This window comes from Lysobacter soli (assembly GCF_003382285.1).
GTDB classification, from domain to species: domain Bacteria; phylum Pseudomonadota; class Gammaproteobacteria; order Xanthomonadales; family Xanthomonadaceae; genus Lysobacter_J; species Lysobacter_J soli.
The window spans coordinates 1-21,528 of record NZ_QTJR01000016.1 but is presented as its reverse complement, the minus strand read 5'-3'; the positions used below and the strand labels follow the sequence as shown (position 1 = coordinate 21,528).

Below are 21,528 nucleotides of genomic sequence, written 5' to 3'. Positions count from 1 at the left end.
CGCCGGAGCGGGGCCTTGGACAGGTCGAAGCGGGGACCTCAGCGGCCGTCCAGCTCCGCGGCCACGAACGGCGGCAACACTGCGCCGCCCTGGTGCGCGTCGGCGGTGTAGTACTTGGTGTCGAAGTCCTTCGCGCGGGCGTCGGCCACGCGGAAATCGAAACCCTGTCCCTTGCGCGCCAACGTGCAGCTCCACCAGCCGGTCGGGTAGCACGGCTGCGGGAAGGGCAGCGTCTGGAACGTGGTGAAGCCGGCCTTGCCCATCTCGGCGCGCATTTCCTTGATGAGCGAGAGCAGCATCAGCGGCGATTCGGACTGCTGGACCAGGATGCCGTCGTCCTTCAGCGCGCGGAAGCAGCTTTCAAAGAAGGCCTTGTTGAACAGGCCCTCGGCCGGGCCGACCGGGTCGGTGGAGTCCACGATCACCACGTCCAGCGAGCCCGGCTCGCAGTTCTTCATGTAGGCGATGCCGTCGTCGAACAGCAGCGTCGCGCGCGGGTCGTCGTTGGCGTCGCACAGTTCCGGGAACCACTTCTCGGCCATGCGCGTGACCTGCTCGTCGATGTCGCACTGGACGGCCTTCTTCACGCCCTTGTGCTTGAGCACCTCGCGCAGCGTGCCGCAGTCGCCGCCGCCGATGATCACCACGTTCTCGGGCCTGGCATGGGTGAACAGCGCCGGGTGGGACATCATCTCGTGATAGAAGAAGTTGTCCTTCGTGGTCAGCATCATCGCGCCGTCGATGAGCATCAGGTTGCCCCAGTCGGTGCTCTCGAAGATCTCGATCTTCTGGAACGGCGACTGCACTTCGTCCAGCTTCCGGGTGATGCGGTAGCCGATCGCCGAACCGGTCGGGTCGAAGTTCTCGTAATGCCAGGAAGTGTTGGTGCTCATGCGCGCGTCCCAGGGGAAAGGCCGTCCGGACGCCGTCGTCGACGGCTCGGGGCGGCGGGAAAAGGGGCGGCATTGTAGCGGAGAGCGTGTTACGGGCCGGATTCGTCGCCGATCGACCCAGGGGACGGGACCGTCCGCCCCCGGGCTGTAGAATGCGCGTCCCCCCGCCTCCCCCGGAACCGCGCCGATGTCCCACTGGTCGCTCGATCAGGCCCGCAAGACCTACTCGATCCCGCACTGGTCGGAAGGCTATTTCGACGTGGGCGCGAACGGGCAGGTCGTCGTGCGGCCGCGCGGCGAGAAGGGCCCGGCGATCTCGCTGCCGCAGGTCGTGGACGCCGCCAAGGCCAACGGCGCCAAGCTGCCGCTGCTGGTGCGCTTCCCGGACATCCTCGGCGACCGCCTCGGCAAGCTGCAGGCCGCCTTCGCGCAGGCGCAGGCCGACTGGGGCTACGCCGGCGGCTACACGGCGGTATATCCGATCAAGGTGAACCAGCATCGCGGCGTTGCCGGCACGCTGGCGTCGCACACCGGCGAAGGCTTCGGCCTGGAAGCGGGCAGCAAGCCTGAATTGATGGCGGTGCTCGCGCTGTCGCGGCCGGGCGGCCTGATCGTCTGCAACGGTTACAAGGACCGCGAATACATCCGCCTGGCGCTGATCGGCCGCAAGCTCGGGCTGGAGACCTTCATCGTCATCGAGAAGCCCTCGGAACTCGCACTCGTGATGGACGAAGCGGCCGCGCTAGGCGTGAAGCCGGGCCTCGGCGTGCGCATGCGCCTGGCCTCGCTCGGCGCGGGCAAGTGGCAGAACAGCGGCGGCGACAAGGCGAAGTTCGGCCTCTCGCCGCGCCAGGTGCTGGATCTGTGGAAGAAGCTGCGCGATTCGGACATGACCGATTCGCTGCAGCTGCTGCATTTCCACATGGGCTCGCAGATCTCCAACGTGCGCGACATCGCCAACGGCATGCGCGAGGCGACGCGCTATTTCGTCGAGCTCTCGCGCCTGGGCGCCAACGTGCGCTACATGGACGTCGGCGGCGGCCTGGGCATCGATTACGAAGGCACGCGTTCGCGCGGCTTCTGCTCGATCAATTACGGGGTGCAGCAGTACGCCAACTCCATCGTGCAGCCGCTGTCGGATGCCTGCGCCGAGCACGGGCTGGTGCCGCCGCGCATCGTCACCGAGTGCGGCCGCGCGATGACCGCGCACCATGCGGTGCTGGTGGCGAACGTGGCCGAAGTCGAGGAAGCGCCGGAAGGCCGCATCCCCGACGTGCACGACGACGAGCCGGCGGTGATCCGCCACCTGCGCGAGGTCTACAGCGAGCTGGAGCAGCGCCCGCCGGTGGAGTTGTTCCACGAAGCGCAGCACCACCACGCCGAAGGTCTGCAGCTGTACGCGCTGGGCCAGCTCGACCTGGTGCATCGCGCGCGCATCGACGACCTGTTCTACGCGATCGCGCACTCGGTGCGTAAGCGCCTGAGCTACGACGAGAAGAGCCATCGCGAGCTGCTGGACGAACTCAACGACCGCCTCGTCGACAAGTACTTCGTCAACTTCAGCGTGTTCGAATCGATCCCGGACGTGTGGGCGATCGACCAGGTGTTCCCGATCGTTCCGATCGAACGCCTGGACGAGGAACCCACGCGCCGCGGCGTGCTGGCCGACATGACCTGCGATTCCGACGGCACGGTGAAGACCTACGTCGAGAACGAGGGCCTGGACACCTCGCTGCCGCTGCACGCGCAGCGTCCGGGCGAGACGTACCGCATCGGGTTTTTCCTGGTCGGCGCGTACCAGGAAATCCTCGGCGACATCCACAACCTGTTCGGCGACACCGACGCGGTGGAAGTGCGCATCGAAGGCGGCGGCGACACGCAGGGCAAGGGCTACAGGCTGACGCAGCAGCGCCGCGGCGACACGACCGACGTGATGCTCGACTACGTCGGCTACCGGCTCGACGACCTGCGCGCGGCGTATCGCGAGAAGGTCGCCGCCGCCGGCTTGCCGGCCGACGAGATGGCGCGTCTGGACGCTGCACTGGAAAGCGGCCTCACCGGTTACACCTACCTCGACGACGTGCCGCTGGCATGAGCGGAGAACGAAGGCGGTACCTCGTCCTGGCGCGCCGCACGGCGGCCTTCGACGAGGCGGTGATCGGCCCGCACCACGCGCACCTGGACGCGCTGCGCGGGCAAGGCCGGCTGGAGCTGGCCGGTCCGTTTTCCGACAGGAGTGGCGGCGCGTACATCGTCCGGGCGGGTAGTCTGGCGGAGGCTGAAGCCATCGCGTTCGCCGACCCGCTCCACGTCCGCGGTCCCTCGGAAGTGACCGTGCACGAATGGAACGCCGCGCCCTGAACGGCCGGCGCTCTTCTCAATCAATCAACGGAACAAGCAGATGAAAGTTGGCTTCATTGGCCTCGGTGCGATGGGCGCCCCGATGGCCCGCTACGTGCACGCCAAGGGCCTGCTCACCGCGGTGGGCAACCGCACACAGGCCAAGGCCGACGCGCTCGCCGCGGAGCTGAACGTGCGCGCGGCGCGCTCTGGCGCGAACTTCGCCGACTGCGATGTCGTGGTGCTGTGCGTGTCGCTCGATGCCGACGTGCTGGAAAACGTCGCCGCACTGGCGGACGTGCTGAAGCCGGGCGCGATCGTGATCGACCATTCCACCGTCGCGGTGGATACCGCACGCCGCTGCGCCGCGCAGCTGGCGCAGCACAACATCGGTTTCCTCGACGCGCCGGTGTCCGGCGGCGTGGAAGGCGCGCGCAACGGCAAGCTGTCGGTGATGGTCGGGGGCGATGCGGACGTGCTGGAAGTCGCGCGCCCGGTGATCGAAAGCTACGCGGCGCGCATCAGCCACATGGGCGCGACCGGCGCCGGCCAGGCGACGAAGGCCGTGAACCAGGTGCTCGTGGCGGGTATCAACGAAGCCGTCTGCGAAGGCCTGGCATTGGGCGAAAAGCTGGGCCTGGATCCGGAAAAGCTGCTGCCGACGCTGCTGGCTGGCGCGGCGAACAACTGGTTCCTCGACAAGCGCGGCGCGACGATGCTGCGCGACGAGTTCAACCCGGGCTTCAAGTGCGCGCACATGCTGAAGGACCTGCGCATCGTCGCGGCGATCGCCCGCGATACCGGCGTTCGCATGAGCACGGTCGAACAGGCACTGGCCGATTACGCCGAACTGATCGAACGCGGACAGGGCGAATCGGATACGTCCGCGCTGATCACGCTCAAGCGCGGCGGCTGAGGCGCTCGATTACGCGGTCCCGCGCCGGGCGCTGGGCCGTTCCTTCAGGCGCGCGCCCACGAAGGCGCCGAGCCACGCGAGCAGCAGGCTCGATCCGATCGCCAGCCGGTTGAAGCGCAGCACCTTCGCGAGCGTCATTTCGGGCTGCACCGACACCAGTACGAACACGATCGCGAACCACATCAGCGCGACCAGGCCGGCCGCGAACCACGTGAAGCGACGGCCGGCCAGCGCGCCGCCGGCGACCATCGAGACGAATATGCCGATCAGGTCGAGCAGCGGCAGCTGGCCCCACGGCGTGGCCTGCACGTGCTGCAGTTTCGCGCCGAACACGAAGCCGATGAGCGTGAACAGCATCAAGCCGACCAACGCGGCGATGCAGCCCGACAGAGTGCGCTTGTCCATCCGTTCCCCAGAGATCCCGTTGCGGGACCGCGGCAGTCTAGCCGCGGAATGACGCCGCAGCGGTGACCGCGGTCGCGCCTCGCCGGTTCGTGGGCGCGTTGACCGGATCAACGGTGGTTTGTGGCGGCTGATCGGTTCCCGCGCCGTCTGTTCGCCCAGCCGAAACATCAGCGTCAGTCCAGCGAACGCTGGAATCCATTTTGCTTCTGCCATCCGCGCGAGCGTGGAGAGCAGCGCGAACGCCCCAGCCCTTAAACCCCAACCCCTCGCCCGCGCGGGAAGGCGCCGCCACTTCCGTCAACGGCAAGCTCCTGGAGAAAAAAAGGGCCCGCGTGCGCGGGCCCCCGATTCGTCATTGGCGCGGATGGGCCGCGGCCGATGGCAGGTGCTACTTCACCTTGATGGCCATCGCCTGCAGGCCACCGCCGGCGAGCTTGCGTTTGGCATCCGCGAGATCGCTCGCCGTGCCGTACGGTCCCATGCGAACGCGGTACACCGTGCTGCCGTTGATGGCCGCCGATTCGACGCGCGCGCTGAGGCCGAGCATCGCGATGCGCGCCTTCATTTCCTCTGCCTGGCCCGACGCCTGGAACGCACCGGCCTGCAGCAGGTAGCGGGTGCCGTCGTCGGTAGCCGCTGAGGACGTGGCCGGCGTGGCGGCGGTCGTCGCGGCCTTCGCCTCGGACGGCGCGCTCGACGCCGTGGCCGCCGGCGTGGCGGCGCTGCCCGTGGTCGGCGTCCGCGACGGGACGGTGTCGGTCTCGACCGGGCGCGGCAGCGGAGCGGTCTGTGCGGTCGTTGCCGGCGTGGCCGCGGCGTCGGCGTCATCGGCCGACGGGCGCGCCTGCTTCTCGCGCTCCGCGGCACGCTTGGCTTCGGCCTTCTCGCTCGCGGCGAGCTCGGCATCCGTCATCGGCACTTCCTTGCCAGGAAGCAGCGTGTAGAAGTCGTAGTCGGTGTCCTTCTTCGCCGCTTCGTCCTGCGCGCCCTTGCCCTTCCCCTTGGCAGGAGCAGGCGCGGCGTCCTGCGCGATGGCCTCCTCGTCCGCGCCACTGGCCGTGGCCGGCTGCGCGTCGGGGTTGGGCTGCGGGCGGAAGAAGCCGTCACCGCCGGACTTGAAGTACTTCGGCGCGACCAGGATCGCGACCACCGCCAGCAGGATGCCCAGCACCATCCAGGCCCAGCCGGGCAGGCCGTTGTCGCCGCCGGAATTGCGTCGTGCCTGGGACTTGCCTCGTTTCGCCGCCACTTACATCACCTCGGGGGCGCTGACGCCCAGCAGTTCGAGACCGTTGGCCAGTACCTGCCGCGTCGCCATCGCGAGCACGAGACGCGCATCGCGGGTGTTGGCGTCGTCGACCAGGAACTGGTGGTCGTTGTAGTACGTCTGGAACGTCTGCGCCAGTTCGAGCAGGTAGGCAGCGATCTGGTGCGGTTCCAGGTCGCGGCCGGCGGTCTCGACGACGTCGGAATAGCGCAGCAGCGTGGCGATGAGTTCGCGCGCTGCGACGTCGTCCAGATCCAGGGGCTGGGCGAGGCCGTTGGCCGCGTCGAACGACAGGCCGCGCTCCTTCAGCTGGCGCATCAGGCCGTACATGCGCGCATGCGAGACCTGCACGTAGTACACCGGGTTGTCGAGCGACTGGCTGCGCGCGAAGTCGATGTCGAAAGTCAGCTGCGAATCGGGCTTGCGGGCGATCAGGAACCAGCGCGTCGCATCGCGGCCGACTTCGTCGATCAGATCGCGCAGCGTGACGTAGCTGCCGGCGCGCTTGGACAGCTTCACTTCCTCGCCGCCGCGCATGACGGTGACCATCTGGTGCAGCACGTATTCCGGCCAGCCGGTCGGGATGCCGCAATCCAGCGCCTGCAGGCCGGCGCGCACGCGGGCGAGCGAGCCGTGGTGGTCGGCGCCCAGCTCGGTGATCGCGCGCTCGTAGCCGCGCTGCCACTTGCTGAGGTGATAGGCGACGTCCGGCAGGAAGTAGGTGTACGTGCCGTCGGACTTGCGCATCACGCGGTCCTTGTCGTCGCCGAAGTCGGTGGTGCGCAGCCACAGCGCACCGCCTTCCTCGTAGGTGTGGCCGTGGGCGACGAGCTCGCGCACGGTCTCCTCGACCTTGCCGTCGGTGTAGAGCGAGGACTCCAGGAAGTAGACGTCGAACGAAACGCCATAGGCTTCCAGGTCCAGGTTCTGCTCGCGACGCAGGTACGCGACGGCGAACTGGCGGATCGCGTCGAGATCGTTCGCGTCCTTCGCTCCCGTCACGACGTAGCCTTCCACCTCGACGCTGTCGCCGCGCAGGTAGGCCGCCGCGACGTCCTTGATGTAGTCGCCGCGATAGCCGTCTTCCGGCCAGTCTGGATGTTCCGGACCGTGGCCCTGCGCGCGTGCCTGCACCGAAATGGCGAGGTTGTTGATCTGCGCGCCGGCGTCGTTGTAGTAGAACTCGCGCGCCACGTTCCAGCCGTTGGCATCGAGCACGCGCGCGATGCAGTCGCCGATCACCGCCGCGCGACCGTGGCCCACGTGCAGCGGACCGGTCGGATTGGCCGACACGTATTCCACGCCGGCACGATGGCCCTTGCCGCTCTCGTTGCGACCGTAGGCGGCGCCCTGTTCGAGCACCTGGCCGATCTGGCGCCGCCATGCGGCTTCGTCGACGTGGAAGTTGATGAAGCCGGGGCCGGCGATCTCGACCTTGGCCAGGTCGGCGCTGGCCGGCAGCGCATCGACCAGCGCCTGCGCGATCGCGCGCGGATTCGAGCGCGCGGGCTTGGCGAGCAGCATGGCGGCGTTGGTGGAGAAATCGCCTTGACCTGCGTTCTTCGGACGCTCGATGACGAACTCGGGCGTGACGAGGTCGGCCGGCAGGGTGCCGGCGGCGCGGAGGGCGTCGATCGCCTGCGCCACGAGGGCGCGGAGAGTGGATTTCACGGGATTCTGCGGGGTGCTGCGGGACCGGGCATTGTACGCGAGCGGGCCCGTGGGGCCGGCCGTTCACACCCAGCCTCGCGCAGCCAGCGAGACGGGCGTCCCGTCGCCGACCACGATGTGATCAAGGAGCCGCACGTCGACCAGCGCCAGCGACTCTTTCAGGCGCGCGGTGATGGTGCGGTCCGCCGCGCTGGGCTCGGGATTGCCGCTGGGATGGTTGTGCCCGCAGATCGCGGCGGCCGCGTTGAGGGAAAGCGCGCGACGCACGACTTCGCGCGGATGAACCTGGGCGCCGTCGATGGTGCCCTGGAACAGCTCCTCGAACGCGATCGCCCGATGGCGGGTATCCAGGAACAGGACGGCAAAGACCTCATGTGGCCGGCCGCGAAGGCGCTGCGCGAAATAGCGGCCTGCTGCATGGGGATCGCTCAGCAGCGCGCCCCGTTCGAGCTCCGCGCCGAGGAAGCGATGCCCGAGCTCCAGCGCCGCGGCGAGCCGGCACGCACGTGCAGGCCCCAGCCCCGGCAGTTTCGACAAGACATCGGCCGGTTGTTCCAGCAACGTGCGCAGCGGCCCATGCGCGTGCAGCAGGTCGCGTGCGGTGGTCACCGCATCTCGGCCGCGCAGCCCGGAGCCCAGGAAGATCGCCAGCAGTTGGGCGTCGGACAACGCCTTGGCGCCATAGGCGAGCAGCCGTTCGCGCGGACGTTCGTCCGTCGGCCATTCGCGGATGTGGAGGGGGCGGATCGATGCGTCCATGGTGACCGAATGCTGGGAAAGACCGGCAGTGCTGCGCGGAAGTGGGCGGGCGGCCGCCGTTGCGCCGCTGCAGGCGATGCACCACTGAGCACCACCGCGGCGCCGCACGCCGAACCCGCACCACCGCGTTCGTGTGACGGCCGCCCGCCGTATGCGTATTCCATCGCGTCGCCGCCGCGCGCACAGGCGGGCTGGGCAGGTCGTTCGGGTAAGCTAAACGCTGATTCGGCGGTAGGTATTTTCCAGATGGTCGAGCCTCGCTCCCTGCGCGGAACCAAGATCCTGCTGTGCGTGTGCGGCGGGATCGCCGCCTACAAGTCGGCCGAACTGGTACGCCGCCTTCGCGACGCCGGCTGCGAGGTGACCGTTGCGATGACGCAGAACGCACAGCAGTTCGTCGGCACGACGACCTTCCAGGCGCTCTCGGGCGTGCCGGTGCGCACCTCGCTGTGGGATGCCGCGGCCGAAGCTGCAATGGGCCACATCGAACTGGCGCGCTGGGCCGACCGCGTCGTCATCGCCCCCGCAACCGCGAACACGCTCGCCAAGCTCACGCACGGATTCGCCGACGACCTGGTCACCACGCTGTGCCTGGCGACGACCGCGCCCATCACCGTAGCGCCGGCGATGAACCACCGCATGTGGCTGCATCCGGCCACGCAGGCGAACATCGCGACATTGCGCGAGCGCGGCGTGCAGATCGTCGGACCGAACGACGGGCCGCTCGCCGAAGGCGAATCCGGGCCGGGACGCATGAGCGAGCCGGCGGAAATCCTGATTGCACTCGGGCAGGCCCTCGCATGAGCGCGGCCGAACGCCTGCGCGGGCTGCGCATCGTCGTCAGCGCCGGTCCGACCTACGAGGACATCGATCCGGTCCGCTTCATCGGCAACCGCAGCAGCGGGAAGATGGGCTTCGCCGTGGCGCAATCGGCCGCGCGGCTCGGTGCCAACGTCGTGCTGCTCGCCGGCCCCGTGTCGCTGCCGACGCCCGCGGGCGTGACGCGCATCGACGTGCGTTCGGCCGCGCAGATGCACGAGGCGGTGCTTTCGCAGTTGCCGGCCGACATCTACATCGGCGCCGCGGCGGTCGCGGATTTCGCACCCGCGCAGGCTGCATCGAACAAGATCAAGAAGACCGCGGGGCAGGACACGCTGAACCTGACGCTGGTGCGTACGCGCGACATCCTGGCCGACATCGCCTCGCACGCGCAGCGGCCGCGGCTGGTGGTGGGCTTCGCGGCCGAAACCGATCACGTCGAGGCCTACGCGCGCGGCAAGCTCGAGAACAAGCGCCTGGACCTGATCGCCGCCAATCGCGTCGGCGTATCGGGCAGCGGTTTCGAGAGCGACGACAACACGCTGTCGGTCTTCGCCGTCGACGGCGCCAGCCACGTGCTCGGCCCCGCGCCGAAGACGTCGCTCGCCGACGACCTGCTGGAACTCATCGCCGCGCGAATGCCCGCCTGACGCGTGCCGTTGGCACGATGCTTGCGTCTCCAACACGACATCGCGTCGGTACGATACCGCGCGCACCTTCACGACGGACCGCATGAACCACACGCTCGAACTGAAGATCCTCGACCCACGCTTCGGCGGGGAATGGCCGCTGCCGACCTACGCCACGCCGGCGAGCGCCGGGCTCGACCTGCGCGCCGCGCTGGAGGAACCGCTGGCGCTTCAGCCGGGCGATGCGGCGCTGGTGCCGTCGGGCCTGGCGATCCACCTGGGCGATCCGACGATGTGCGCGGTGATCCTGCCGCGTTCGGGCCTGGGGCATAAGCACGGCATCGTGCTCGGCAACGGCACGGGGCTGATCGATGCCGACTACCAGGGGCCGCTGCTGATCAGCGTTTGGAACCGGGGCCGTGAGGCTTTTACGATCCAGCCGGGGGACCGTATCGCGCAGCTGGTGATCCTGCCGATCGTGCGGGCCGAGCTTGCGGTGGTGGACGAATTCGAAACCAGCGCCCGCGGCACGGGTGGCTTTGGCCACACGGGCGTGCGCTGACAAAGGGGATGGGAATGAAGGGTCTGGAAAAGGGACAACTGGCCGCCGGCGCAGCGCAGCTCAAGGTGCTGATCCCGGCGGTGGTCGCGCTGTTCGCGCTGCTGGCGGCGTTCTTCGCGTGGAGCGGCTACCAGCTTCACCGGGATGGCTCGCGTCGGCTGGCGATCACCGAGGCGCGCAACGCCGCCGTCGAAAGCGCGGTGAGCGCCCTCGGCGTCGAACAGAAACAGCTCACCGATCGCCTGGCGTCGCCGACGCTGCAGGCGGCGCTCGCTGCCGGCGATCTGACCGCGGCTTCGCAGGAACTCGGCAAGGGCTGGACCGGGGCGAGCGATGCCGCCGTGCTGCCGCTGGACCTCGCCGGCGAGTACGCGGCGCTGCCGAAGGGCGGCTACGGTCGGCTGGGCGTCATCGAAGCCGCGGTCGCCGCTGCCCGTCCGGTCTCCGGCTTGGTCCAGCACAACGGCGGCCCGCAGCTGGCGCTGGCGGCGCCGGCGCACGTCGGCGACAAGGCCGTTGGTGTCGCGTACGTGCGCCTGCCCATCAGCCGCATCGGTGTCGGCCTCTCGCAGGTCGACGTCTCCGATGACAGCTATCTCGCGTTGCGCCAGGGCGGCTACAGCGCGATCGAGCGCGGCGACAAGGCCCTGGCCGGCGGGGCCGAGGCGCTGGCGGCCAAGGTCCCGGGCAGTGACCTGCGCGTGGCCGCAGCGGTGCCTGACGTCGCTGGGGGCCCGTTCGGCATGGAGGCGCTGGCATGCTTCATCGCCGCGGCGGTCTTCGTGCTGTTGGCCTTCCTGGCGTGGCGCGCGCCGAAGTTCGCCGCCAAGGGCAAGGGGGCTGGCGAGGAAGATGAAGGAGCCGTTCAGACGCTGGCGGAGAGCATTGAGGCCAATCCCCCTGTCCAGGCCACCGCACCCGTGACTCCGCCCAAGCCCGCCGCACCCGTTCCCTCCATCGCCATCGACCGCGGCATCTTCCGCGCCTACGACATCCGCGGCGTGGTCGGGCAGACGCTGGATGCGGGCGTCGCCGAGCTCATCGGCCATGCGATCGGTTCGCTGATGCACGAGAAGGGCCTGACCGACATCGTCGTCGGCCGCGACGGCCGCCTGTCCGGTCCGGCGCTGGTTGAAGGCCTGATCGCCGGCCTGCGCAAGGCCGGCCGCAACGTCATCGACATCGGCCTGGCGCCGACGCCGGTCGTGTACTTCGGTGCCTACCACCTCCGCGCGGGCTCCTGCGTGTCGGTGACCGGCAGCCACAATCCGCCGGACTACAACGGCTTCAAGATCGTGGTCGGCGGCGAGACGCTCTCCGGCGACACCATCACCGACCTTTACGCGCGCATCGCCGACGACCGCCTGCACCTGGGCGACCTCGGCTCGCTCGTCCAGCGCGACATTTCCGAGGACTACGTCCAGCGCATCGCGTCGGACGTGCAGATCGACCGCCCGCTGCGCGTGGTCGTCGATGCCGGCAACGGCGTGGCCGGCGAGATCGGCCCGCGCGTGCTGGCCGCCATCGGCGCCGACGTGACGCCGCTGTACTGCGACATCGACGGCACGTTCCCGAACCACCATCCGGACCCGAGCGAGCCCCACAACCTCACCGACCTGATCCGCATGGTGCAGCGCCTGGAAGCGGACGTCGGCATCGCCTTCGACGGCGACGGCGACCGTCTGGGCGTGGTGACGCGCGAGGGCGAGAACATTTTCCCGGACCGCCTGCTGATGCTGTTCGCCGCCGACGTGCTCGAACGCAACCCGGGCGCGGTCATCCTGTTCGACGTGAAGTGCACCGGTCGCCTGCCGGGCCACATCCTGCGCCACGGCGGCAGCCCGCTGATGTGGAAGACGGGCCATTCGCTGATCAAGGCCAAGATGCGCGAGACCGACGCGGAGCTGGCCGGCGAGATGAGCGGCCACTTCTTCTTCAAGGAACGCTGGTACGGCTTCGACGACGGCATCTACGCCGCGGCGCGCCTGCTGGAGATCCTGGCGGCGTCGCCGCGCAGTCCGAGCGAGACCCTCGGCGCGCTGCCCAACGGCATCTCGACGCCGGAGATCAAGGTCGACGCGCCCGATGGCGACCCGCACAGCTTCGTGGAATGGTTCCGCGATGAGGCCAAGTTCGAGGGCGCGCGCCTGTCGACGATCGACGGCCTGCGCGTGGACTTCCCGGACGGCTGGGGCCTGGTGCGCGCGTCCAACACCACGCCCGTGCTGGTGATGCGCTTCGATGCGGATTCGCCCGAAGCGCTCGCGCGCATCAAGGCCGACTTCCGCACCCAGCTGCTGGCGCTGCGGCCGGATCTGGCGCTGCCGTTCTAAGGTGGCTGCGCCACCCCGGAACGAAGAGGCCGACGGTGCGAACCGCCGGCCTTTTTCTTTCCGCGCTGGTTTGAACGATCCCGATGCGGACCGTCCGGACTCAGCCCTTGGAGGGCTGCTTGAGCGCGTGGTAGCGCTCCAGCGCCGCGGCGAGTTCCTCGTCGATCATCTCGCGTTCGGCGAGCTGCTGGACGAGCAGTTCCTGCTGGCGGATCAGCTGGTCGTGCTGGATGCGCACGTTCTGCTGCGCGGGCTTGGGCACCGGCTTGCCGGACAGCTCGTTCTCGCCGGCGCGACGAAGCAGGGCGACGAGCGTGTCGCGGCGGCCCACGACGCCCAGACGCGAGGCCTTGATCGCCTCGTCCATCACCGCCTGGCGTTCGCCGAATGCGCGGCGCAGGTCGTCCTCGGTGGCGTAGGACTCGACCATCGCCTGCTCTCGGCGGCTGTTCGCTTCGGCGACCGCGGCGCTCTCCTTGTCGAGCTTCGCCTGCGCCTCGGCGGCGGCGCGCTCCTCGGGCGTCAGCGCCCGGGCGATCTGCTTGGTAGCCAGGCCGCTCTTGGCATTGATCTCGGTGCGTGCGTTGTCCACCGCGTGCGCGGGCAGCGCATCGCCGCATACGCGGGCGCCGTTCTCGTTCCAGCAGTAGAGCTTCTTGGCGCCGCCTGCCGCAGCGGGCTTCTTCTGGGCGACGGCTGCGCCTGCAGTGGCGAACATCAGCGTGCAGACGAACAGCGGCACGGTGCGGCTCAGCAGGGTGCGATGGATCACGTTGCGGTTCGTCACGTCAGCAAAGTCCGAAGGATCTGTCGGGATTCCCCCAGAATCATGCAAGAGTCACGCCAGCATCAGCCGCAACGACGGCGCCCGGCATCAGCCGGCCGAGTCGCTGCCGTAGGCCTGCCGATAGGCCAGCAGGCGCTCGCGTTGCGCCGACAGCTCCGCGTTGCCGCCGGCGAAGTCCAGCAGGTCGGACAGCGTTGCGACCGCGATGACCGGCAAGCCATGGTCGGCCGCGACCGATTGTGCCGCTGAGCGTCGGGTTTTGGCCGGGTCGATGGCTTCCTGCCGATCGAGTGCAATGACAATGCCGGCGGTTTCGCCACCTGCGTCACGAATCAGTCCGAGCGCCTCGCGGATCGCGGTGCCGGCGGTGATCACGTCGTCGACGATCAGCACGCGGCGGCCCTGGAGCGGTGCACCGATCAGGTTGCCGCCCTCGCCATGGGTCTTGGCTTCCTTGCGGTTGAACGCCACCGGCAGGTCGCGGCCGCGACGCGCGTACTCGCACGCCAGCGCGGTCGCCAGCGGAATGCCCTTGTAGGCCGGGCCGAAGAGCAGGTCGAACCCGACGCCGTGCGCATCGATCGCATCGGCGTAGCACGCGGCCAGGCCGGCCAGCGCGGCGCCGGAATCGAAGCGTCCCGCGTTGAAGAAGTACGGGCTTTGGCGCCCGGACTTCAGCGTGAAGTCCCCGAAACGCAGGGCGTCGGCGCGCAGGGCGAGGTCGAGGAAACGGGCGCGGTGGTCTTGGGTCATGTCGTCGTGTGCGGGTGGAGGAACTGCAGCATCACGTGCTGCGGGCCGGCGCTGCCGCCGTGGAAAAGCTCGCCGGTGTCGATGAAACCGGACTTCAGGTATGCCGAGATCGCCGGCGCGTTGATGCAGTTGACCGTGAGCACCAGCACCTCGCGGCCGGGATGGCGCGCGCGCAGGTCGTCGCAGCAGGCGTTCATCGCCATGCGGCCGTAGCCGCGGCCCTGCTGGCGGTGATCGATCACGAACGCACGCAGGCCGACGCTCGGCATGCCGAGCGAACGGCCGACGACGGCATTGGGCGCGAAATCGAGCCGGTAGAAGCCGACGATCGCGTCGTCGGCGATCACGGCGATCGCCTCGCTCATCGGGTCGCGCAGCGTGTCGCCGAGATTGAAGGCCGTGTCGCCGACGTAGCGGTACTGGTCCGGCGCCACGCGCAGCGCACGCACGGCGCGCGCTGCGGTGGAGTCGGGATCCACGATCGGTTCGACGCGGACGCGGGCGGTGACGGCGGACATGGCGGGAATGATAGCCCCGGGGCCATTTGAACCGCCCCGCCGCGCCGTTACCGCACGCCGGGCCGACGCCGACGCGCGAGGGGCTATGATCGCCGGCACATCGTCGTGGAGTGCGCATGCGCATCATCAGCTTCAACGCCAACGGCCTGCGTTCGGCCGCCAACAAGGGCTTCTTCGACTGGTTCCGCACGCAGGACGCCGACGTGTTGTGCGTTCAGGAAACCAAGGCGCAGGAGCACCAGCTCGCTGGCCCGCAGTTCCTGCCCGAGGGGTATCGCGCGTGGTTCAAGGACGCGATCACGAAGAAGGGCTACAGCGGCGTGGCGATCTACAGCCGGCGCGAGCCCGATGAAGTCCGCACGAGCATGGGCTGGGCGCCGTTCGACGACGAAGGCCGCTACATCGAGGCGCGCTTCGGCAACCTGAGCGTAGTGTCGTTCTACATCCCGTCGGGCTCGTCGGGCGAACTGCGGCAGGGCTTCAAGTTCGAGGTGATGGAATGGCTGAAGCCGCATCTCGACCAGTGGCTCGCCAGCGGCCGCGACTACGTGCTGTGCGGTGACTGGAACATCGTGCGCTCGAAGCTCGACATCAAGAACTGGACGAGCAACCAGAAGAATTCCGGTTGCCTGCCGCCCGAGCGCGAGTGGCTCAACGGGCTGTGCGTGGACACCTCGGGCTGGATCGATGCCTACCGCGCGCTGCACGCCGAGGGCCAGGACTACACCTGGTGGAGTAACCGCGGCGCCGCGCGCGCAAATAACGTCGGATGGCGCATCGACTACCAGCTGTGCACGCCGTCGCTCGCCTCGAAGCTGAAGGCGTGTTCGATCCTGCGCGAGCCGCGTTTCTCCGACCACGCGCCTTTCAGCGTCGACTATGACTTCTGAAGCGGCGCCGGCTGCCGAGCCGAAACTGAAGGGCTGGCGCCTGGTCGCCGCGAACCTGCGCGAGCCGAAAGTGCTGGTGATGCTGCTGCTGGGCTTCAGCTCGGGCATCCCGATCTACCTGGTCGGCAACACGCTCGGCTACTGGATGCGCGAGAACGCGATCGAGCTGTCGACGATCGGCTTCCTCTCGTGGGTCGGCCTCGCGTATTCGCTGAAATTCCTGTGGGCGCCGCTCATCGACAAGCTCGACGCGCCGGTGCTCGGGAAGTGGCTGGGGCGTCGTCGCGGCTGGATGCTGTTGTCGCAGGTCATCGTGGCGATCGCGCTGTTCGGCATGGCGAACGTGCAGCCGCAGGAAGGCCAGCTGGTGCTGTGGGCCCAGACGCTGGACCAGCTGGTGGTATTCGGCGTGCTGGCGCTGGTGGTGGCCTTCGCATCGGCAACGCAGGACATCGTGATCGACGCCTGGCGCATCGAGATCGCCTCCAGCAACGAGCAGCAGGGCCTGCTGACGGCGACGTCCGCGCTCGGGTACCGCGGCGCGCTGCTGGTCACCGACTCGCTGATCCTGATCTTCGCCGCGCACATCGGCTGGTCGCTGTCGTACGAGGTGATGGCGGCGCTGATGGGCGTAGGCATCCTCGCCACCTTCCTGGCGCGCGAGCCCGCCGCCAGCGTGCAGGCCGCCGCTGCATCGCATGGTTCGATGCTGTCGGCGCAGGGGATCTACGACGCGATCGTTGCCCCGTTCGTCGTGTTCTTCCGCGAGCACGGCAAGTGGGCGCTGGTGATGCTGCTGGCGATCAGCCTGTATCGCCTGCCGGATTTCGTGCTCGGCCCGATGGCAAATCCCTTTTACGCCGATCTCGGAATGGACAAGGAAACCGTCGGCGCCGTCCGCGGCAGCTTCGGCCTGCTGGCGACCACGCTGGGCATCGCCGCCGCCGGCCTGTGCGCGGTGCGCTTCGGCTTCTTCACGACCCTGATGGCGGGCGCGGTGCTCGGTCCGGGATCGAACCTGGCCTTCTCGTACCTGGCGCTGCACGGCGCCGATGCCGGCGTCTTCACGGCGGTGATGGTGATCGACAACTTCTGCTCGGGCTTCGCCGGCGTCGCGCTGATCGGCTACATGTCCAGCCTGACCAGCGCTGGCTACACGGCCACGCAGTACGCCCTGCTCAGCTCGTTCTACGCGCTGCCGGGCAAGGTACTGAAGGGAATGTCCGGCTGGACGATCGAACAACTGGAAGTGGGCCGCAGTTTGCTCGAGGCGTATTCGCTATTCTTCGCCGGAACGGCCCTGATCGGGATACCCGCACTGCTACTGTGCCTGGTCCTGGCCGCTCGCCGCACGGGCGCCCGCGCACCTGCGGTGGAATGACCAGGCACCGGCCTGGAAGGAAATCCGAATGACCGACATCATCCTTCACGACATCGACCCGCTGCTGCTCGACCGCGTCAAGCGCGTCGCGCAGGCACGCAGCTGGCCGTTGCAGGAAGCGCTGATGCATCTGCTCGAACATGGCCTGTTCGCGTGCGAGGCCGAGCTCGCCGCGCGCTTCACCGACTCCGATGCGATGGCGCTGCAGGCCGCCATCGCCGCACTGGAGCACATTCCGAGCGATCCGGGTTTCTCGAAGATCGGCCGCATGGAGCGGCCGTCGGACGTCAGCGTCGCCCCGCTCGACAGTGCCGGCTTGACCGACGTCGACCGCGACCTGATGGCCTACGCGCAGAAGAGCTGATCCCCGCGGAACTGCGGGGCCACCGCCTCAGGCGACCGGATGCACCACGCCGAGCACGCGCAGGCCGCGCGCGCCGGTCACGCTGGGCAGGTTGCCGGGCAGGCCCGACAGCGTCTGCCGCGCCAGCCACGCGAACCCCATCGCCTCGACGAAGTCCGGATCCACGCCATGACGCGCCGTGGATTCGACGACCGCCTCCGGCAGATGCGCGCCGATACGCTCCAGCAGGCGCGGGTTATGCACGCCCCCGCCACAGGCGAGCACGCGACGCGTAGTCGGCTGGTGCGCGCGCAACGCGTCGGCGATGGTGATGGCGCTCAGTTCCAGCAGCGTGGCCTGCACGTCCGCAGGCGACTCGTCGCCATCGAGGCGGCGTTCGACCCAGCGCAGGTGGAACTGCTCGCGGCCGGTGCTTTTGGGCGGCGGCAGCATGAACCAGGGCTCATCCAGCAGGCGCGCCAGCAGCTCGGCATCGAGTTCGCCTTGCGCCGCGAAGGCGCCACCGGCGTCGTACGCGGCGCCCGTGTGGCGCAGGCACCACGCGTCGAGCAGGCAGTTCGCCGGGCCGGTATCGAAGCCGCGCACGGGGCCGTCAACCGGCAGCAGGGTGAAATTGGCGATGCCGCCGAGGTTCAGCACCGCGCGGTCTTCGTCCGCGTCGGCCAGCAGCGCCGCGTGCAGCGCGGGCAGCAGCGGCGCGCCGTGGCCGCCAGCGGCGACGTCGCGGCGGCGGAAATCGGCCGCGGTGGCGATGCCGGTGCGTTCGGCGATCAGCCCGCCGTCGCCCATCTGCCAAGTGAAGGGATGGCGGCCGTCGAAGCGCGCCCCTTCCGGGCGGTGGCGAACCGTCTGGCCGTGCGAGCCGATGGCGCGCACGTCGCCGGCCGGCACGCCGGCTTCGGCCAGCAGGCGCTGCGTCGCGTCGGCAAAGGACTCGGCGATCTGCACGTCCAGCGTGCCCAGTTCGTCCAGCGACTGCGCATCGGACCCCTGGCCCAGCGCGACCAGGCGCTCGCGCAGCGCGTCGTCCCAGGCGTAGGTGCGGCCCAGCAGCAGTTCGACGGCGTCGCGGCCGTCGGGGTGTCGTTCGAAGCGGACGAGCGCGGCGTCGATGCCGTCCGCGCTGGTGCCGGAGATCAGGCCGACGAAGAGTCCGTCGACCGGCGGGCCCGAAGACCCGGCCGCGGAAGCCGGCACGTCAGGCCTTGGTCTTCGCGGTCTTGGCCGGCTTGCGCGCGGCCGGCGAGGGCTCGGACGCGTCGGCGTAGATGATGTTCTCGACCTTCTGGATCCGCGCCAGCGCGACGGACGTCTGCGCGCGGAACTGCGCCAGCGCGTTGCCCGACAGCGGCTCCGGCGGCGGCATGGTGATCGACAGCGGGTTGCGGTGCACGCCGTTGACGCGGAATTCGTAATGCAGGTGCGGACCGGTCGACATGCCGGTGCTGCCGACGTAGCCGATCACCGTGCCCTGCGCGATGCGCTGGCCCGGGCGGATCTTGCCGATGCGCGACATGTGGCCGTACAGCGTGCTGTAGCCGCGGCCGTGGTCCAGCACGACGGCGTTGCCGTAGCCGCCCTGCCAGCCGGCCGAGACGACGCGCGCGTCGCCGGCGGCCATGATCGGCGTACCGGTGCGGGCCGCGTAGTCCACGCCCTTGTGCATGCGCGTGCGGCCCAGGACCGGGTGTTTGCGCGTGCCGAAGTTCGAGGTCAGGCGCGCATACGGGATCGGCATGCGGATGAAGCTCTTCTTCAGCGGACGGCCGTCGCCGGTGAAGTACTCGGCCTTGCCGTCGCGCTCGAAGCGGAAACCGGTGTGCAGCTTGCCACCGGTGGTGAAGGTCGCCGCCAGCACCGGACCGGTGCGCAGCAGTTCGCCTTCGCGCCAGGTCTGCTCGACGACCACGCTGAAGCGGTCGTCGGCGCCGACGTCTTCGTTGAAGTCGATGTCGTACTTGAAGATGTCGTCGGTCAGGGTGTTGATGTTGTTGCCCGACAGGCCCAGCTTGCGGGCCGAACGGAACAGCGACTTGCCGACCTTGCCACTGATCACCACGGTGCGGGTCTCGGTCGGGCGGACGGTGACCTTCTCGGTGACCTTGTCGCCGGCGATCGCCAGCTCGACGCGGTGGCTGTCGTCGCGGTCGTAACGGAAGGTGCGCAGTTCACCGCTGACCGGCAGGTCGAAGGCGAGCTCGGTGCCGGGCTTCAGGCGCGTCAGGACGGACTTGTCGCCGGGAACGGCCTCCAGGATCTGGTGCATCGTCGAAGCCGGGAGGTCCATGTCCTCGAAGACCGCGCCGAGCGTCTGGCCGCGCTCCACGCGCACGATCTGCCAGCTGTCGCCGCTGTGGCCCTTCAGGCGCGACAGCGGGAGCGGCGGCAGCGCCAGCGCCAGCGAGCTGCGCTGGGCATGGGCCGGCGCCGGGACATTGGAAGTGGGACCGAAGCCGGGCACGATCGCGGCAACAAGCACGCCAAGGGTCGCAAACAGGCTTGCGTGCGCCCAGTGGCGGCGCGTCCAGCGGCCATTGAAACCCCGGGACACCTGGCTTGCGGCGACCGGACGGTGCAGAGCGGCTTCACGCAGCGCCTTAAGTCGTTGGCGCCGATCCGTACCGGTCTCGGAAGTCGTCATGTGTGTGTCCCGCGCGCAGGTGTGAAGGCGATGTAGCGGCGTTACCATAGAGGCGCGAGCAGTGTGCGTCAAACCCTTGAACTGAATAGGGTTTTTCTTCACGTGCCCCGGCGGTTATGTTTAACCATGATTTAACCCGAATCCATGATCGTGATCGCATTGCGCGTTCACCATTCACCAGCGAGTCTCACTTTGTCCCCCCAGATTTCCGCCCCTGTCCAAGATGCCCTCGACCTCATCGGCCGCGGCGCCGACGAGATCCTCAAGCGCGAGGAGCTGGAGGCCCGCCTCAAGCTCGGCCGCCCGCTGCGAATCAAGGCCGGCTTCGACCCGACCGCGCCCGACCTGCATCTGGGCCACACGGTGCTGCTGAACAAGATGCGCCAGTTCCAGGACCTCGGGCACCAGGTGATCTTCCTGATCGGCGACTTCACCGGAATGATCGGCGACCCGACCGGCAAGAACGTCACCCGCAAGCCGCTCACCCGCGAAGACGTGCTCGCCAACGCGCAGACCTACGCCGACCAGGTCTTCAAGGTGCTGGACAAGGAGCGCACGGAAGTGCGCTTCAACTCCGAATGGTTCGGCCAGATGGGCGCGGCCGACATGATCAAGCTCGCCGCGCAGCACACGGTCGCGCGCATGCTCGAACGCGACGATTTCGCCAAGCGCTACGCGGCGCAGCAGTCCATCGCCATCCACGAGTTCCTGTATCCGCTGGTGCAGGGTTACGACTCGGTCGCGCTGAAGGCCGACGTCGAACTCGGCGGTACCGACCAGAAGTTCAATCTGCTCATGGGGCGCGGCCTGCAGGAGCATTACGGCCAGGCGCCGCAGATCGTGCTGACGATGCCGTTGCTCGAAGGCCTGGACGGCGTCAACAAGATGTCCAAGTCGCTGGGCAACTACATCGGCATCAACGAGCCGGCCATCGACATGGTCACCAAGACGATGAAGATCGACGACGTGCTCATGTGGCGCTGGATCGACCTGCTCAGCTTCGAGATCGGCATCGCCGAAGCCGCGCAGCTCAAGCGCGATATCGAGGGTGGACAGCTCAATCCGCGCGACCTGAAGCTGCGCCTGGCGCGCGAGCTTGCTGCGCGTTTCCACGGGGAATCGGCTGCGGAGCTGGCGATCGCCGGGTGGAATGCCGCGGTGCGCGGCGAGGGCGATATCGCGTCGCTGCCCATCAACGACGTCGCCGTGCCCGCAGAAGGCGTGCGCATCGCGGCGTTGCTGACGGCGGCGGGCCTGACGCCGAGCAATTCGGAGGCGAACCGCAAGCTGAAGGAACGTGCGGTGCGACTCGACGGCGAAGTCATCGAAGACGTGCAGCGTGTGTTCGTGCCGGGCTTCGAAGGCGTGCTTGCGGTGGGCAAGCGCACGTTTGCGCGCGTTCGCCTGATCGCGGCCTGACGTCGTACTGCGTGCGTTGTTGAACGCACGCATTGATGTTGCGCGCGTCGTTCATGAAGCTTCAAAAAATTTCTTCGCAAACCTCTTCCAATTCCGATTGTGCGTGTGCACAATGCGCGCCCCGCCGAGGTGAATCACTGACGCGGGACGCGGTTGAAGCGGCGGTTTTCGAAGGGCGGTT

19 protein-coding genes and 1 pseudogene are annotated in these 21,528 nt (G+C 68.6%); 10 read left to right on the top strand and 10 right to left on the bottom strand.

What is annotated here, in order from left to right; genetic code table 11:
• Positions 1-38: 38 nt before the first annotated feature.
• On the bottom strand, positions 39-893 hold the full coding sequence (gene speE, locus DX912_RS16535) for a polyamine aminopropyltransferase (protein WP_115844327.1): 855 nt from the start codon (positions 891-893) through the stop codon (positions 39-41).
• 187 nt (positions 894-1,080) lie between these two features.
• Here speE and speA point away from each other — a divergent pair, with 187 nt between their 5' ends.
• From speA to DX912_RS16520, 3 genes are read left to right on the top strand one after another with little or no spacing between them, the layout of a single operon-like run.
• Complete coding sequence (gene speA / locus DX912_RS16530) at positions 1,081-2,988, top strand: arginine decarboxylase (protein ID WP_115844325.1); 1,908 nt, start codon at positions 1,081-1,083, stop codon at positions 2,986-2,988.
• Complete coding sequence (locus tag DX912_RS16525; protein WP_115844322.1) at positions 2,985-3,254, top strand: YciI family protein; 270 nt, start codon at positions 2,985-2,987, stop codon at positions 3,252-3,254. Before speA ends, DX912_RS16525 begins: the two co-directional genes overlap by 4 nt.
• A gap of 19 nt (positions 3,255-3,273) precedes the next feature.
• Complete coding sequence (locus DX912_RS16520) at positions 3,274-4,149, top strand: NAD(P)-dependent oxidoreductase (protein WP_267896528.1); 876 nt, start codon at positions 3,274-3,276, stop codon at positions 4,147-4,149.
• A 9-nt stretch (positions 4,150-4,158) separates the two neighbouring features.
• Here DX912_RS16520 and DX912_RS16515 read toward each other — a convergent pair whose 3' ends face one another.
• From DX912_RS16515 to radC, 4 genes are all read right to left on the bottom strand, one after another.
• Positions 4,159-4,554 (bottom strand): hypothetical protein, encoded by a 396-nt coding sequence (locus tag DX912_RS16515; protein ID WP_115844318.1) that lies wholly within the window; start codon positions 4,552-4,554, stop codon positions 4,159-4,161.
• Between the two features lie 388 nt (positions 4,555-4,942).
• Positions 4,943-5,803, bottom strand: coding sequence for an SPOR domain-containing protein (locus tag DX912_RS16510; protein ID WP_115844316.1), 861 nt, complete (start codon positions 5,801-5,803; stop codon positions 4,943-4,945).
• The gene (argS, locus tag DX912_RS16505; RefSeq protein WP_115844314.1) at positions 5,804-7,492 is read right to left on the bottom strand and encodes an arginine--tRNA ligase; all 1,689 of its coding nucleotides are present in this window, start codon (positions 7,490-7,492) and stop codon (positions 5,804-5,806) included.
• A 63-nt stretch (positions 7,493-7,555) separates the two neighbouring features.
• The gene (radC, locus tag DX912_RS16500) at positions 7,556-8,251 is read right to left on the bottom strand and encodes a RadC family protein (RefSeq protein WP_115844312.1); all 696 of its coding nucleotides are present in this window, start codon (positions 8,249-8,251) and stop codon (positions 7,556-7,558) included.
• Positions 8,252-8,497: 246 nt separating this feature from the next.
• On the opposite strand from radC, the pseudogene coaBC reads away from it, so the two are divergent.
• The 3 genes and pseudogenes from coaBC (at position 8,498) to DX912_RS18740 (ending at position 12,594) form a co-directional block, all read left to right on the top strand.
• Positions 8,498-9,720: pseudogene (gene coaBC, locus DX912_RS16495) on the top strand (bifunctional phosphopantothenoylcysteine decarboxylase/phosphopantothenate--cysteine ligase CoaBC).
• Positions 9,721-9,802: 82 nt separating this feature from the next.
• A complete protein-coding gene (gene dut / locus DX912_RS16490) occupies positions 9,803-10,261 on the top strand; it encodes a dUTP diphosphatase (protein ID WP_115844310.1) in 459 nt (152 codons plus the stop codon).
• 14 nt (positions 10,262-10,275) lie between these two features.
• On the top strand, positions 10,276-12,594 hold the full coding sequence (locus DX912_RS18740; RefSeq protein WP_115844308.1) for a phosphomannomutase/phosphoglucomutase: 2,319 nt from the start codon (positions 10,276-10,278) through the stop codon (positions 12,592-12,594).
• 100 nt (positions 12,595-12,694) lie between these two features.
• Here DX912_RS18740 and DX912_RS16480 read toward each other — a convergent pair whose 3' ends face one another.
• From DX912_RS16480 to DX912_RS16470, 3 genes are all read right to left on the bottom strand, one after another.
• Complete coding sequence (locus DX912_RS16480; protein ID WP_181902873.1) at positions 12,695-13,366, bottom strand: hypothetical protein; 672 nt, start codon at positions 13,364-13,366, stop codon at positions 12,695-12,697.
• A 102-nt stretch (positions 13,367-13,468) separates the two neighbouring features.
• Positions 13,469-14,134 (bottom strand): orotate phosphoribosyltransferase, encoded by a 666-nt coding sequence (pyrE, locus tag DX912_RS16475; RefSeq protein ID WP_115844304.1) that lies wholly within the window; start codon positions 14,132-14,134, stop codon positions 13,469-13,471.
• Positions 14,131-14,652 carry a GNAT family N-acetyltransferase gene (locus tag DX912_RS16470; protein WP_115844302.1) on the bottom strand — a complete coding sequence of 174 codons (522 nt, stop codon included), beginning with the start codon at positions 14,650-14,652 and terminating at the stop codon, positions 14,131-14,133. The genes pyrE and DX912_RS16470 overlap by 4 nt, the downstream gene beginning before the upstream one ends.
• A gap of 116 nt (positions 14,653-14,768) precedes the next feature.
• Here DX912_RS16470 and DX912_RS16465 point away from each other — a divergent pair, with 116 nt between their 5' ends.
• Genes DX912_RS16465 through DX912_RS16455 form a run of 3 tightly spaced genes read left to right on the top strand, consistent with a single transcriptional unit; the run spans position 14,769 to position 17,287 of the window.
• Complete coding sequence (locus DX912_RS16465) at positions 14,769-15,542, top strand: exodeoxyribonuclease III (protein ID WP_115844300.1); 774 nt, start codon at positions 14,769-14,771, stop codon at positions 15,540-15,542.
• Positions 15,532-16,923: an AmpG family muropeptide MFS transporter gene (locus DX912_RS16460; RefSeq protein WP_115844298.1), complete on the top strand. Its 1,392-nt coding sequence runs from the start codon at positions 15,532-15,534 to the stop codon at positions 16,921-16,923. The genes DX912_RS16465 and DX912_RS16460 overlap by 11 nt, the downstream gene beginning before the upstream one ends.
• A 28-nt stretch (positions 16,924-16,951) precedes the next feature.
• Entirely contained in the window at positions 16,952-17,287 is a 336-nt protein-coding gene (locus tag DX912_RS16455) for a hypothetical protein (protein ID WP_181902872.1), read from the top strand.
• Between the two features lie 27 nt (positions 17,288-17,314).
• On the opposite strand, the gene DX912_RS16450 is transcribed toward DX912_RS16455, so the two are convergent.
• Positions 17,315-18,484: an anhydro-N-acetylmuramic acid kinase gene (locus DX912_RS16450; protein WP_115844296.1), complete on the bottom strand. Its 1,170-nt coding sequence runs from the start codon at positions 18,482-18,484 to the stop codon at positions 17,315-17,317.
• A 1-nt stretch (position 18,485) separates the two neighbouring features.
• Positions 18,486-19,928 (bottom strand): peptidoglycan DD-metalloendopeptidase family protein, encoded by a 1,443-nt coding sequence (locus DX912_RS16445; RefSeq protein ID WP_115844294.1) that lies wholly within the window; start codon positions 19,926-19,928, stop codon positions 18,486-18,488.
• A 192-nt stretch (positions 19,929-20,120) separates the two neighbouring features.
• Here DX912_RS16445 and tyrS point away from each other — a divergent pair, with 192 nt between their 5' ends.
• Entirely contained in the window at positions 20,121-21,347 is a 1,227-nt protein-coding gene (tyrS, locus tag DX912_RS16440; RefSeq protein WP_233433629.1) for a tyrosine--tRNA ligase, read from the top strand.
• Positions 21,348-21,528: the final 181 nt, after the last annotated feature.

Bases quoted from the DNA above. Each gene is read 5' to 3' on its own strand.
- DX912_RS16525 (WP_115844322.1), top strand. From the start codon at position 2,985: ATGAGCGGAGAACGAAGGCGGTACCTCGTCCTGGCGCGCCGCACGGCG.
- dut (WP_115844310.1), top strand. From the start codon at position 9,803: ATGAACCACACGCTCGAACTGAAGATCCTCGACCCACGCTTCGGCGGG.
- speA (WP_115844325.1), top strand. From the start codon at position 1,081: ATGTCCCACTGGTCGCTCGATCAGGCCCGCAAGACCTACTCGATCCCG.
- DX912_RS18740 (WP_115844308.1), top strand. From the start codon at position 10,276: ATGAAGGGTCTGGAAAAGGGACAACTGGCCGCCGGCGCAGCGCAGCTC.
- DX912_RS16460 (WP_115844298.1), top strand. From the start codon at position 15,532: ATGACTTCTGAAGCGGCGCCGGCTGCCGAGCCGAAACTGAAGGGCTGG.
- DX912_RS16470 (WP_115844302.1), bottom strand. From the start codon at position 14,652: ATGTCCGCCGTCACCGCCCGCGTCCGCGTCGAACCGATCGTGGATCCC.
- DX912_RS16515 (WP_115844318.1), bottom strand. From the start codon at position 4,554: ATGGACAAGCGCACTCTGTCGGGCTGCATCGCCGCGTTGGTCGGCTTG.
- pyrE (WP_115844304.1), bottom strand. From the start codon at position 14,134: ATGACCCAAGACCACCGCGCCCGTTTCCTCGACCTCGCCCTGCGCGCC.
- DX912_RS16465 (WP_115844300.1), top strand. From the start codon at position 14,769: ATGCGCATCATCAGCTTCAACGCCAACGGCCTGCGTTCGGCCGCCAAC.
- DX912_RS16445 (WP_115844294.1), bottom strand. From the start codon at position 19,928: ATGACGACTTCCGAGACCGGTACGGATCGGCGCCAACGACTTAAGGCG.
- speE (WP_115844327.1), bottom strand. From the start codon at position 893: ATGAGCACCAACACTTCCTGGCATTACGAGAACTTCGACCCGACCGGT.
- DX912_RS16455 (WP_181902872.1), top strand. From the start codon at position 16,952: ATGACCGACATCATCCTTCACGACATCGACCCGCTGCTGCTCGACCGC.
- radC (WP_115844312.1), bottom strand. From the start codon at position 8,251: ATGGACGCATCGATCCGCCCCCTCCACATCCGCGAATGGCCGACGGAC.